At 69.6% G+C, this 12,898-nt stretch carries 12 protein-coding genes and 1 tRNA gene; 4 read left to right on the forward strand and 9 right to left on the reverse strand.

Annotation, left to right across the window (positions count from 1 at the left end; genetic code table 11):
• Positions 1-48: 48 nt before the first annotated feature.
• Positions 49-510 carry a hypothetical protein gene (locus tag AC07N1_RS16680; RefSeq protein ID WP_494672816.1) on the reverse strand — a complete coding sequence of 154 codons (462 nt, stop codon included), beginning with the start codon at positions 508-510 and terminating at the stop codon, positions 49-51.
• Positions 510-866: an aspartate 1-decarboxylase gene (gene panD, locus AC07N1_RS16685; RefSeq protein ID WP_165256208.1), complete on the reverse strand. Its 357-nt coding sequence runs from the start codon at positions 864-866 to the stop codon at positions 510-512. Before panD ends, AC07N1_RS16680 begins: the two co-directional genes overlap by 1 nt.
• Positions 867-1,055: 189 nt before the next feature.
• Between panD and AC07N1_RS16690 the strand changes: the two genes are divergently transcribed.
• Together AC07N1_RS16690 and AC07N1_RS16695 are read left to right on the forward strand one after the other, a co-directional pair.
• Complete coding sequence (locus tag AC07N1_RS16690) at positions 1,056-1,691, forward strand: hypothetical protein (RefSeq protein ID WP_494672817.1); 636 nt, start codon at positions 1,056-1,058, stop codon at positions 1,689-1,691.
• Between the two features lie 5 nt (positions 1,692-1,696).
• Positions 1,697-2,584: a M23 family metallopeptidase gene (locus tag AC07N1_RS16695; RefSeq protein ID WP_494672818.1), complete on the forward strand. Its 888-nt coding sequence runs from the start codon at positions 1,697-1,699 to the stop codon at positions 2,582-2,584.
• Positions 2,585-2,755: 171 nt separating this feature from the next.
• Here the strand turns inward: AC07N1_RS16695 and AC07N1_RS16700 are convergent, their stop codons facing one another.
• The 7 genes from AC07N1_RS16700 to glmU all read right to left on the reverse strand — a co-directional run bounded on the left by AC07N1_RS16700 (position 2,756) and on the right by glmU (position 11,936).
• Positions 2,756-3,634 (reverse strand): alpha/beta hydrolase, encoded by an 879-nt coding sequence (locus tag AC07N1_RS16700; protein ID WP_494672819.1) that lies wholly within the window; start codon positions 3,632-3,634, stop codon positions 2,756-2,758.
• A 73-nt stretch (positions 3,635-3,707) separates the two neighbouring features.
• Positions 3,708-5,498 carry a long-chain-acyl-CoA synthetase gene (locus tag AC07N1_RS16705; protein WP_494672820.1) on the reverse strand — a complete coding sequence of 597 codons (1,791 nt, stop codon included), beginning with the start codon at positions 5,496-5,498 and terminating at the stop codon, positions 3,708-3,710.
• Positions 5,499-5,714: 216 nt separating this feature from the next.
• Positions 5,715-7,094, reverse strand: a complete 1,380-nt coding sequence (locus AC07N1_RS16710) for a class II 3-deoxy-7-phosphoheptulonate synthase (protein ID WP_494672821.1) — start codon at positions 7,092-7,094, stop codon at positions 5,715-5,717.
• 83 nt (positions 7,095-7,177) lie between these two features.
• Complete coding sequence (locus AC07N1_RS16715) at positions 7,178-8,422, reverse strand: O-antigen ligase family protein (RefSeq protein ID WP_494672822.1); 1,245 nt, start codon at positions 8,420-8,422, stop codon at positions 7,178-7,180.
• Entirely contained in the window at positions 8,419-9,813 is a 1,395-nt protein-coding gene (gor, locus tag AC07N1_RS16720) for a glutathione-disulfide reductase (protein WP_494672823.1), read from the reverse strand. Before gor ends, AC07N1_RS16715 begins: the two co-directional genes overlap by 4 nt.
• 51 nt (positions 9,814-9,864) lie before the next feature.
• The gene (gene rpiA, locus AC07N1_RS16725; protein ID WP_494672824.1) at positions 9,865-10,545 is read right to left on the reverse strand and encodes a ribose-5-phosphate isomerase RpiA; all 681 of its coding nucleotides are present in this window, start codon (positions 10,543-10,545) and stop codon (positions 9,865-9,867) included.
• Positions 10,542-11,936, reverse strand: a complete 1,395-nt coding sequence (gene glmU, locus AC07N1_RS16730; protein ID WP_494672825.1) for a bifunctional UDP-N-acetylglucosamine diphosphorylase/glucosamine-1-phosphate N-acetyltransferase GlmU — start codon at positions 11,934-11,936, stop codon at positions 10,542-10,544. The genes rpiA and glmU overlap by 4 nt, the downstream gene beginning before the upstream one ends.
• A gap of 65 nt (positions 11,937-12,001) precedes the next feature.
• On the opposite strand from glmU, the gene gph reads away from it, so the two are divergent.
• Together gph and AC07N1_RS16740 are read left to right on the forward strand one after the other, a co-directional pair.
• On the forward strand, positions 12,002-12,727 hold the full coding sequence (gene gph / locus AC07N1_RS16735; protein WP_494672826.1) for a phosphoglycolate phosphatase: 726 nt from the start codon (positions 12,002-12,004) through the stop codon (positions 12,725-12,727).
• 51 nt (positions 12,728-12,778) lie between these two features.
• Positions 12,779-12,853 (forward strand) — tRNA-Val (locus tag AC07N1_RS16740).
• The last annotated feature ends 45 nt before the right edge of the window (positions 12,854-12,898 follow it).

The raw sequence follows: 12,898 nt of genomic DNA on the forward strand, positions 1-12,898 counted from the left end.
TTCCCGTCATTCCCGCCCTTGTGGCGGTAGTGACGGGAGTTGGAGGATCTAGAACCCAGCGCGGACGAAGGCCCGCTCGACGCGGTCCTGGATCTCGATGCCCGGCAGGGCGCGCTCGCCCTCCATGACGGCGAGGTAGCGCAGGCCGGAAGGCTGGCGGCCCTTGCCTGCCGGGACCGGGCCCATAGCCCAGCCGACGGTGTTGGCGCCGGCGCTGTCGCAGCTGAGGAAGCGGGCCTCGCCGGACAGATTGGCCTTCAGCACGTCCTGCGCCGTCGTCACCTTGCCTTCGCAGGTCGGCAGGTTGCGGGCGCAGGTGACGTAGCCGCCGCCGGTCCAGACGGTCTTGCCCCTGGCGTCGGCGACCAGCACGCAGGTCGAGGCCGAGCCGATGGCCCTGCCGACATACTGGGTCAGGGCGTCCTGATCGACGCTCTTGGGCAGCTTGGGGCCGCAGCCGGACAGCGCCAGCGCGCCGGCCAGGAGAACCAGGACGGCGCCGGACCGCATCAGGCGGCCTTCTTGATGACGTTGCCTTCGTCGAGCAGCACGACAGTGGGGGCGTAGTTGCGCGCCTCCTCGGCCGGCATCTGGCAGTAGGTGACGACGATGACGGTGTCGTTCTTCTGCACCAGGCGGGCGGCGGCGCCGTTGACGCCGATCACCTTCGAGCCGCGCGGGGCCTCGATGGCGTAGGTGGTGAAGCGCGCGCCGGTGGTGATGTTGAGCACGTCGACCTGCTCGTTGGGCAGGATGCCCGAGGCGTCCAGCAGGTCGCGGTCGATGGCGATAGAGCCTTCGTAGTCGAGGTCGGCCTGGGTCACCGTGGCGCGGTGCAGCTTGGCCTTCATCATGGTCAGAAGCATGGCGACGCCCCTTCTTATCTTCTTGAACTACTGGGATTTCGCGAGGTCGCCACACACATGACCCGCGTTCAGTCAGGGCCATATAGACAGGAAGACGCTCGCGTTCAATCGCAGCGCAGCACGGGAATGGTTAACAGCAGCCCGCCTCTCGGCTAAGGTCGCGTAACGGCGTGATGCGAGGGGGCGTTCATGCGGACGAAGATGGGGCTGGCTCTGGCGGCCGGACTGGTCGCGGCGGCCGGCCTGGGGGTCGCGTTTTCCCAGACGAGAGTGGACCCGGCGACCGGCGCGGCGATCCCGGGGACGCGCGCGCCCGTGGCCGCGGCGACGACCGTGGCCCGTCCGCGCGGGGCGGTGGACTGGCAGGGCGCGGTCGGCGGCCTGCGGCGAACCGGCGGGGCCGGCGACACCCTGGCCGGCAATCTCGACCGGGCCGCGGTCGACCGCACCCGCGTGCCGATCCTGCTGCCGCTCGATCCCAAGCTGACGGCCGGGGCGCGGATCTATTCCTTCGGCGATTACTACACGATCACCGCCGACGCGAAGGGCGCGGGCGTGTCGCTGAGCGGCACGACGGCGGTGATCCCGATCGCTAAGCCTCTCAAGGTCGAGGTCGGGCCCGAGAGCCTGACGGTGCAGCGCACCGTCGACGGCCAGCTGGCCAGCTTCGTGCGCTACGGCGTGCTCTACACGGTCGAGGTGCGCTGCGACGCGCCGGGCGACCTGCGCTGCGCCGACGACAACTACCTGCTGGGTCTGGTCGGCAAGACCACGGCCGTGGTGCTGGGCGCGGCGGCCCGGGCCGAAGCCGGGCTGGGAGGCTGAACGCGATGCGCCCCTCCCCGCTCCTGCCGGTCCTCGCCGTATTGCTGCTGGCCGCCTGCAACGACGATCCGCCCGCCGCCGGAACCGGCGGCGAAGTGAAGACCCCGGCCTCGACCGCGCCCTCGGCCCCGACCAGCGACGACGCGCCCGCCGACGGCGGGTCGGAACAGGCCGCCGACGAGCCCCTGCCGCCGGGCGAGACCGCGCCGCCCGCTCCGGCCGAGCCGGACGCCGGCCTCTCCTTCGCCCACGGACCGCCGGGCGTGCTGCCGGCCGGCCAGGGCGCGGGCTATCTCGACCGCACCGTCTGGGCGCCGGCCATGTGCTGGCCGCTGATGGAGGCGGGCTATCCCAACTCGCAGGTCTACGGCCACGGCGGCGGCATGGGTCCTGGCGGCGGCCAGTGCGACAGCGAGAATTACGCCTTGCCCTGGCGCGACAACTTCTGCGAGGCCCGTTCGCGCGCCAATCCGCTGTGCGGCGGCTCGGGAACCGGCCACCAGGGCCAGGATATCCGCCCCGCCACCTGCAAGAAGAACCAGCACTGGGCCGTCGCGGCCGAACCGGGGATCATCACCGACATCGGCAGCTATACCGTCACCCTGGTCGGCTCGGCCCCGCCCCATCGCACCTATCGCTACCTGCACATGCAGATGGAGGCCCTGGCGGTGAAGGAAGGCGACAGCGTCGTCGCCGGCCAGAAGCTGGGCAAGGCGGCCAACGACTTCGGCGGCGCGGCCACCACCATCCACCTGCACTTCGAGATCCGGGCGGGCCTGGCGGGGGTGACGACCGACGGCAAGCCGGTGGCGCTGCACACCTTCCTGCCGCCGTATCTGAGCCTGGCCCAGGCCTATCAGCGCAAGCTGAACGGGGGGACGTGCGGCAGCTAGGCGACGATCGCCCTTCCCTTTTGCTTTCCTGGACCTTGCGCCCAGGACCCAGCGTTCCGCCCGCGAGGCGTAGACCGCCTCATCTCCTTCGAATCCGCCGAGCAAGCCGACGCATGGATCCTGGGCACAAGGCCCAGGAAGGCGTGGTTTGGTGGTGGAGCGTGGAGCCTGCTAGCCAGCCCCAGCCCCAGCCGCAGCCGTAGCCGCCGCCTTCAGGAACGCCGTCATCCGCGCCAGCACCGGCGCCTTTCCCCGGAACGGCCGCGACAGGGCCAGCAGCGGCGCGGCGTGGTCGAGGCCGGGATAGACCTCCTCCTCCACAGTGACGCCGGCGTCGCGCAGGGCCTTGGCCAGCTTGCGGGTGTTGCGCGGGCGGACGGTGGTGTCGGCCTCGCCCGTGGCCAGGAAGGCGGCCGGGGCGTCGGGACGGGCGAAGGTGATCGGCTGGGTGGCCGGCAGGTCGGGCGCGCCGCCGAAGGTGCGGGTGGAGATCTCCCCGTCCAGCGGCAGGAAGGCGTAGGGCCCCGAAAGGCCCGCAAAGGCCTTCACCGCGCCGGGATCGACGCCGGCCGCCCGCAGGTATCGCGCATCCAGCGCCAGCATGGCGGCGATATAGGCGCCGGCCGAATGGCCGGCCAGCAGCAGGCGGGAGGCATCCCCACCCAGGCCGGCGGCGTGATCGACGGCCCAGCGCACGGCCTGGGCGCCGTCCTCCAGGAAGCTCGGGAACCGCACCTCGGGATAGAGCCGGTAGTCGGGCACGACGACGAGGAAGCCCTGGGCCGCCAGCGCCCGTCCGACCCAGCCGTATTCGGCGCGCCGGCCGGAATTCCAGCCCCCGCCGTAGAAGAACACCAGCACCGGCGCGCCCCGGACCCCGCCCGGCGGGGCGTAGACGTCCAGCCGCTGGCGCGGATGGCCGCCATAGGCCGTCCCGCTCAGCGGAGCGGTGGCCGCGTCCTTGGGCGTCAGGGTGGCGAACAGCGACAGCGGCGAGCAGGCCGAAGCCACGCCCGCCGCCAGGGCCGCGAGGCCCGTCCGGCGCGTCATTCGAAGATCCATGCCCGCATCCGTCCCTCGCGTTCGCAGGAGATACGGAAGCGGGAGGCGGCCGGAGGCAAGGCTACAGCTTGAATCCGCCCGCGACGATCTTGGCGTGCACCGCCTTGGTGATCTTCACATAGCCCTTGCCGGGTTCGCGGAAGTACAGCGGATCCTTGATCTTGGCCGGGTCGAAGCCTTCCTGGACCAGGTCGATCTTGCGGTACTTGAAGGTGCCGGTGGTCTCGATCTCGGGCTGCAGGCGCACGAACACCGGACGGGCGTAGGCCGGCATCTCGCGGTCGACGTACTCCGCCAGGTTGTCGATCTCGAACTCGGGGCCGACGACCAGCGAGGCCATGCCGGCCTTGCCGTCGAGGTCGCCCACCGGCACGCCGTAGACGTTGATCTCCTTGACGCCCGGGAAGCCGGCGAGGCGCTCGGAAACCTCGCTGGTGGCGACGTTCTCGCCCTTCCAGCGGAAGGTGTCGCCGATGCGGTCGACGAAATAGATGTAGCCGTCGCTGTCCTGGCGCATCAGGTCGCCGGTGCGGAACCAGGCGTCGCCCTTTTCGAAGACGTCGTGCAGCACCTTCTTCTCGGTGGCGGCCTTGTCGGCGTAGCCGGTGAAGTTGGAGCGGGCGTCGCTGGCGATGTGGCCGATGCATTCGCCGATCTCGCCGGGCTTGACCTCGACGCAGCAACCGTTGGGGCCGCGCACCGGGGTCTCGGTCTCGACGTCGAACTTGACGATGCGGATGTTGAACTTCTTGCGCAGGTAGCCCGGCACCCGGCCGATGGCGCCGCGACGGCCGTCGAAGTTGAACAGCGAGACGTTGCCTTCGGTCGCGCCGTAGAACTCCAGCACGCCGCCCACCTTGAAGCGGTCGAGCATGTCGTCCCAGACGTCGGGGCGCAAGCCGTTGCCGAAGATCAGGCGGATCTTGTGGGCGCGCTCGTACTCGTTCTCGGGCTGATTGGCGAGGTAACGGCACAGCTCGCCGATATAGACGAACATGGTGCACTTCTCGGCGACGATGTCGCTCCAGAAGTGGGTGGCCGAGAACTTCTTGCGCAGCACGATGCTGCCGCCGTTCAGCAGGCCCGCGCCCATGGCGCAGAGACCGCCGGTGGCGTGGTAGAGCGGCAGGGTGACGTAGATGCGGTCGCTGGCCCGCGAGTCCGTCGAGCCGGCGAAGCCGCGCATGTAGAGCTGGGCGCGCATGTGGGTGATGCGCGCGGCCTTGGGCAGGCCGGTGGTGCCGCTGGTGAAGATGTAGAGGGCGGTGTCCTTGGCGGTCAGGCCGCCGCGGGCGGTCTCGCGGTCGGGGCGCAGCTGGCTGCAGCTCTTCAGCGCGTTGACCAGGTCGCGCTGGTCGCCGTGGACCGGGCCCAGCACCCACTGCTGGATGTGACGGCCCAGTTGGTCCTTCACCTGCTCGAAGCAGGGCGAGGTCTCCGGATCGACGATGCAGTGCAGCGCCTGGGAGATGTTGAGGCAGTGCGCCAGCGCGGCGCCCGTCAGTTGGTTATTGATGAGAGCGGTGGCGACACCGACCTTCGAAAGGCCGTACCAGATCGCCAGGTACTCGACGCGGTTGGGCATGAAGAGGGCCACGGTCTGGCCTCGCGTGATCCCCTGCCCCTTCGCCCAGTGGGCGTAGCGGTTGGCGATGGCGTCGAGTTCGCCATAGGTGATCGTCTTGCCCTCGAAGGTGATCGCCGGGCTCGACTTCCATTTGTCGACGGCGGCCTCGAGGTCGTCGCAGATCAGGTTGTCGCTGTCCGGCGCTATCGAGTTCACGCGCTTCAGAGTGCGAGTCAGCCCCTTGAGGAACCGCCACTCCCGCTTCAACTTGGCCTGCAGACGCATAAATTCACTCCCTTCAAACAACCATTGGAGAGCGCCGGGCTAGCGGTCAAGTCGTTGGAAGGTCTTGCGTGTGCATCTGCGAAACGCAATCGCTCGCAAGGGCGAAATCGTCTCCCATGCCGTAAGGGCACTATTGAAAGGGCCGCGTGGAACTGATCCACGCGGCCCCTTTGGTCTCGGATTCGAGCTTTCCCTTAAGGTCAGCTCGAACTGTGCTTAGCCGTTGGCGGCCTTGCGTTGATCGTCGCGGGCGGCCTTCAGCTTCTCGGCCACCAGGAACGCCAGCTCCAGAGCCTGCTCGCCGTTCAGGCGCGGGTCGCAGTGGGTGTGGTAGCGGTCGGCCAGATCGGTCTCCGACACGGCGCGGGCGCCGCCCAGGCATTCGGTGACGTTCTGCCCGGTCATCTCCAGGTGCACGCCGCCCGGATGGACGCCTTCCGAATGGGCCACTTCCACAAAGGTCTTCACTTCGCTGAGGATGCGGTCGAACGGACGGGTCTTGTAGCCGGTCGAGGCCTTCAGCGTGTTGCCGTGCATCGGGTCGGTGGCCCAGACCACCGAGCGGCCGTCGGCCTTGGTGGCCTTCATCAGGCGCGGCAGGCGGTCGGCGATCTTGTCCGAGCCGAAACGGCCGTACAGCGTCAGGCGGCCCGGCTCGTTGTTGGGGTTCAGCACGTCGATCAGGCGCAGGAGGTCGTCGCCCTCCATGGTCGGACCGCACTTCAGGCCGATCGGGTTCTTAACGCCGCGCATGAACTCGATGTGGGCGCCGTCCAGCTGGCGGGTGCGCTCGCCGATCCACAGCAGGTGGGCGCTGGTGTCGTACCAATCGCCCGAAGTGCTGTCGACGCGGGTCATGGCTTCCTCGAAGCCCAGCAGCAGGGCCTCGTGGCTGGTGAAGAACTCCACGCGCTTCAGGTCGGGCTGGGTGTCGGGCGTGACGCCGACGGCCGACATGAAGGTCAGGGCCTCGGAGATCTTCTCCGACAGTTCGCGGTAGCGCGCGCCCTGCGGGCTGTCGCCGACGAAGCCCAGGGTCCAGCGGTGGATGTTGTAGAGGTCGGCATAGCCGCCGCTGGCGAAGGCGCGCAGCAGGTTCAGGGTCGCCGCCGACTGGCCGTAGGCCTTCAGCAAGCGGTCCGGGTCGGGAACGCGCTCGGCCTCGTTGAAGTCCATGCCGTTGATGATGTCGCCGCGATAGGACGGCAGCGTCGTCTCGCCGATCGTCTCGATCGGCTCCGAGCGCGGCTTGGCGAACTGGCCCGCGATACGGCCCACCTTCACCACCGGCTTGCCGCCGGCGAAGGTCAGCACCACCGCCATCTGCAGGATCAGGCGGAAGGTGTCGCGGATGTTGTCGGCGTGGAATTCCTTGAAGCTTTCGGCGCAGTCGCCGCCCTGCAGCAGGAAGGCCCGGCCTTCGGCCACGTCGCCCAGCAGGCTCTTCAGGCGGCGCGCCTCGCCGGCGAAGACCAGCGGCGGCATCTGGCGGAGGGTCTGCTCGACCCGCTCGACAGCGCCTGCGTCCGGATAATCCGTCGGCACGTGCTTGGCGGGTTTGGCTCTCCAGGTCGCGGGGGTCCACCGGGCGGTCATGATGTTCTCAAACGTTCTAAAGGGGAGCGCTGATAGCGCACCCCGAGGGTAAAAGCAAAAATCGTGCGGATAAGGGTTATATTTTAAGCCGTCGGGGAAATTTCAACCCACTCGTCTCGGTATTCGCTGCTCGACCGCCGCAGCGCGATGCAGGCGACGATGGCCAGGGCCCCGACGGCGATCCACCACTCCTGCCAGACGCCGAAGCTGAGCGCGCCGATGACCAGATAGCTGGTCAGGGCCGCGCCCGCCGTCGCGGCCGAACCGCGGTCGGTCTCGGCCGTGCGGGCGACGCCGTAGGCCAGCCAGCAGAAGAAGGCGCCGGCCAGGGCCGCGCCGATCGCGCCGAGCTCGAGCCACAGCTGAAGCTGGGCGTTATGGGTGTGCAGCGGGATGGCGTCGCCGAAGGTGCGGCTGGCGTCCAGGCCCCAGCCGCGGAACGGATGCGACTGCACGTGGTCGGCCGCGAAGGCCCAGATGTTCAGGCGCGCGTCCCAGGACGGCGGCACCAGGGCGTGCAGCCAGGCCCAGAAGCCCGTCTGGATCGCCCACAGCACCGCGATGGGCGCGATGACGAACGGCAGGGCCACGGCCAGGGTCAGCACCCGCCCGCCGATCTTGCCGCCGAACTTCAGCAGCGCCCAGACCGCCAGGCCGGCGGCCAGCGCCACCAGGCAGGAGTCGGCGCTCGACAACACCGAGGTGACGATCACCCCCGCCAGCAGCAGCAGGACGGCCGGTCGCTTGCCGCGCCGCGCCAGGGCGGCGGCGGCCGGCCAGAACATCACCGCCAGCACGTAGCAGCCGATGCCGATCTTCACCTTGGCCACGTCGGGCCGCACCGGGTCGCCGGTCAGTTCGCGAAAGCGCTGGAAGATCGAGGCGCCGGTCAGGGCGTCCAGCCCGACGACGACCGCCAGGATCAGCACGCCGAACCCCATCACAGCGGCGGCGCGATCGGCCGCGCGCACCGACAGGCGCATCGCCGCGCCCACCGCCGCGCCATAGAGCGCCAGCTGCAGGACGAGCTTGGCCGCCGTCAGCGTCTCGATGTCGCCATAGTCCTTCAGCGAGCCGGGGGCCGGCGCGGCCGGGCTCCAGGCCATGCTCCAGGCGCCCCAGAGCGCCAGCAGCAGCAGGATCAGGGCCGGCGCGATCGGCGCCCGCGGCCGTCCCATGACCGGCAGGGCGAGAAGTCCGACCAGCGCCAGCAGCGGCGCGAACCCGAGCTGCGCGAGATAACCCAGCACCGGGGTCATCGCGAACAGGAAGATCATGACGCCGCCCAGCCAGGGCGTCGCCTTCTCCGGAACGGCCCCGTCGGTCATACGCCGCCCACCTCGGCCGGCACGTACTTCTCGCGCATGGTCACCAGCTCCTCGGCCAGGGTCGGGTGGACCGCGCAGGTGCTGTCCCACTGCGGCTTGGTCACGCCCATCTTCACCGCGATGGCGGCCATCTGGATGATCTCGGGCGCGTCGGGACCGACCACGTGGACGCCGACGACCTGGTCATTGTCCTGGCGGACGACCAGCTTGATCAGCGCCCGCTCCTGGCCGCCGTAGAAGGTGACCTTCATCGGCCGGAAGACCGAGCGGTAGACGTCGACCTTGCCGAAGGCGTGGCGGGCCTCGGCCTCGCTCATGCCCACAGCGCCGATCGGCGGCTGCGAGAACACGGCCGAGGCGACCAGGTCGTGATCGAAGGTGGTCGGGTTGCCGTAGAACTCGGTCTGGGCGAAGGCCGCGCCCTCGCGGATCGCCACCGGCGTCAGGTTGATGCGGTCGGTGACGTCGCCGACGGCCCAGATGCTGTCGACATTGGTCTTCGAATGGGCGTCGACGGCGATCGCGCCCTTGTCGTTCAGCTTCACCCCGGCGTTGTCGAGGCCCAGGCCCTCGACATAGGGGTCGCGGCCGGTGGCGAACAGCACCACGTCGCTCTCGAAGGTCAGGGCGTTGTTGAAGGTGCTGACGAGGCCCGTGTCGGTCTTTTCGATCGACTTGTGCGAGCAGCCCAGCACCACCTTGACGCCGCGCTTCTCCATCTCGTCGGCGAGGTGGGCGCGAACGTCGTCGTCGAAGCCGCGCAGGATGTTGGAGCCGCGATAGCAGAGCGTGGTCTCGACGCCGAGGCCGGCATAGATGCCGGCGAACTCGACGGCGATGTAGCCGCCGCCGACCACCAGAACCCGCTTGGGCAGGGTCGGCAGGTGGAAGGCCTCGTCCGAGGTGATGCCGTATTCGGCGCCCTCGAACTCCGGACGCACCGGACGGCCGCCTGTGGCGACGAGGATGCGTTTGGCGGTGTAGCGGCCGGCGTCGTTCGAGCCCTCGCGCGGCAGCACCTCGACGGTGTGAGGGTCGAGGATGCGGGCCTTGCCGTGCAGCAGGTGGGCCCCGGCCTTGCGCAGGTTGGTGACGTAGATCCCCGACAGGCGCGCGATCTCGACGTCCTTGTCGTGCAGGAAGGTCTTCCAGTCGAAGCTGGCCTGCCCGATCGTCCAGCCATAGCCCTTGGCGGTCTTCAGCTGGCTGGAGACCTCGCTGGCGTAGACCATGAACTTCTTGGGCACGCAGCCGCGCACCACGCAGGTGCCGCCGACCCGGTATTCCTCGGCCACGGCGACCTTGGCGCCCGACAGAGCCGCCAGCCGCGCGGCGCGCACGCCGCCCGAGCCAGCGCCGATGACGAAGAGGTCGAAGTCGTACTCAGCCATCATCGGCTCCGGATCAAGTCGAACTGGAAACAGCGGGATCGGGATATGGGATCAAGGCAGAAGCTTGACCACCCCTTCGTCGGTCCCGATCAGGGCCTCGTCGGCCAGATCCAGGAACAGGCCGTGGTCGACGACGCCGGTGACGGTCTTCAGCGCCGCCGCCAGGGCGGCCGGGTCGGGGATCGCGCCCGAGGCCATGTCGTAGATCACGTTGCCGCCGTCGGTGGCGACGACGCCGCGGTCGGCCATGCGCAGGCGCGGCGGCGGCAGGTCGAACTCGGCGGCGATGTCGGCCAGGCGATAGCCGGTGTGGGGGTGGCCGAAGCGCACCACCTCGATCGGCAGCGGGAACTTGCCCAGCACCTTCACGTGCTTGGCGGCGTCGGCGATGACGACGCAGCGGCTGGAGGCTTCCCAGACCAGCTTCTCGCGCAGCAGGGCCGCGCCGCCGCCCTTGATCAGCGACAGGCCCGGGCCGATCTCGTCGGCGCCGTCGACGGTCAGGTCGATCGTCTTGACGTCGTCCAGCGCCACCAGCGGGATGCCGAGTTCGCGGGCGAGACTGGCGGTGGCCTCCGAGGTCGGCACGCCGCGGATATCGAGCTTGCGGGCGGCCAGGGCCTTGACGAACCAGGCGGCGGTCGAGCCGGTGCCCAGGCCCACGACCATGCCGGTTTCCACCAGCTGCGCGGCCGCTTCGCCCGAAATTCTCTTCTGGTCGTCGGCGCTCATGCCTTCTTGTCCTTTTTCGCCTGCTTTTGGGCCTGCTTGAGGGCGCGGAACCTGGCCGCCCACCCGGTCTTGTTGGCTTGCGGCGCGCGGCTCAGGGCCAGGTCGCCGGCGGGAACGTCGGCGGTGATCACCGAGCCCGAGCCGGTCATGGCCCCGTCGCCGATCCGCACCGGCGCGACCAGCGCTGAGTTGGAGCCGATGAAGGCGCCCGCGCCGACATGGGTCTCGAACTTGTCGAAGCCGTCGTAATTGCAGAAGATCGTGCCGGCCCCGATGTTGGCCTTCGGGCCGACCGAGCCGTCGCCCAGATAGGTCAGGTGGTTGGCCTTGGCGCCGGCCCCGACCTTGACCTTCTTGACCTCGACGAAGTTGCCGATGTGGGCCTCGGGGCCGATCTCGGCGCCCGGACGCAGGCGGGCGTAGGGACCGATCAGCGCCCCCTCCCCGACCATCGCGCCCTCCAGGTGGCTGAAGGCCTTGATCACCGCGCCGGAAGCGACGCTGACGCCCGCGCCGAACACCACGAACTGTTCGACCGTGACGCCGGCGGCGATCGCCGTGTCCCACGACAGGTGGACGGTCTCGGGCGCGGGCATGGTCACGCCCTCGGCCATCAGAACGGCGCGGCGGCCGGCCTGCCAGACGGCCTCGGCGGCGGCCAGTTCGGCCTGGGAATTGACGCCCTGCACGGCCGCTTCCGGCGCGAAGGCCGCACGGGTGGCCAGCTTGCGGTCGTGGGCGATGCCGACGATGTCGGTCAGGTAGTACTCGCCCTTGGCGTTGTCGTTGCCGACGGCGGCCAGCAGGTCGAAAAGCTGGGCGCGGTCGGCGGCCAGCACGCCGGAATTGCAGTGCTTGAGCGCCAGCACGGCCGGCTCGGCGTCCTTGGCCTCGACGATGCGCAGCAGCACATGGCCCGGGGCCAGCACCAGGCGGCCGTAGGCGCCGGGATCGGCGGCCTCGAAGCCCAGCACGGCGACGTCGGTCCCTGCGGCGCGCAGGTCGAACAGCGGCGCGATCACCGGGGCGTTCAGCAGGGGACAGTCGGCATAGGTGACGACCACGTCGCCGTCGAAATCGGCCAGGGCGTCCTTGGCGGCCAGAACGGCGTGGCCGGTGCCCAGCGGCGGGTCCTGCACGACGGTGGCGTCGGGTCCCAGGCGCGTCCTGGCGTGCTCGCCGACCTGCGGGCTGTGCGCGCCCACCACGACCACGATGCGCTCGCAGCCCAGGGCCTGGGCGGCGTCGATGGCGTGGTCGAGCATCGGCCGCCCGCCGACCCTGTGCAGCACCTTGGGCGTCGGCGACTTCATCCGGGTGCCCTGGCCGGCGGCCAGGATCACCGCCGCGCGCGGGCGGCCATTGTCACGGGATGAGGCGGTCGTAGTCATGACCAGAGCGACTCCGAAGCGAACCAAAGTTGCATTAGCCGCGCCTTTAGCCGAAAGGCCAGAGCATGTCTCTTCCGCACGCCCACGAAACCGTCCTTCGGGACACGACGATCGCCTTCGACCTCGATGGCACCCTGGTCGACACCGCGCCGGACCTCGTGGGCGCGCTGAACACCATCCTCGCCGAGGAGGGCCTGCTCGCCCTGCCCTTCGACGACGTGCGCAAGATGGTCGGCCGCGGCGCCAAGGCCCTGCTGGAGCGCGGCTTCGCCGCAGCCGGCGCGCCGCTGGACGCCGAGCGCGCGCCCCGGCTGGTCGAGCGCTTCATCGCCATCTATCTGGGCCGCATCGCCCACGAGAGCGCGCCGTTCGAGGGCGTGGTCGAGGTGCTCACGGACCTCAAGGCCGCCGGCGCGCGCCTGGTGGTCTGCACCAACAAGCTGACCCACCTGTCGGTGGCCCTGCTGGACGCCGTGGACCTGACCCGATTCTTCGACGCCGTGGTCGGCGCCGACGACGCCCCCGCTCCCAAGCCCGACCCGCGCCACGTGCTGGCGGCGATCGCGGCGGTCGGCGGCGACCCGGCCCGCGCGGTGATGGTCGGCGACAGCATCAACGACGTGCTGGCCGCCAAGAACGCCAAGGTCCCGGCCCTGCTGGTCTCGTTCGGCTACACCGAGGCTCCCGTCGAGACGCTCGGCGGAGATCTGTTGATAGATCGCTTTTCCGAGGTGCCGGAGGCCGTAATCTCGCTTTTGGGCACTTGCGGCGCGGAAAAGAGCGGTCTATAGCCCCCTTCCTCTCGCGGCGGGGACTTCTTCGGAGGGCCCGGCCGACACGGCGGATGCTTAGCTCAGCGGGAGAGCACCTCGTTCACACCGAGGGGGTCGCAGGTTCAATCCCTGCAGCATCCACCATTTTCTCTCTTGAAATCATTGATCTTGCGTCGTCCGGACGCAGCC

Source organism: Caulobacter sp. GW821-FHT09B11, assembly GCF_059418205.1.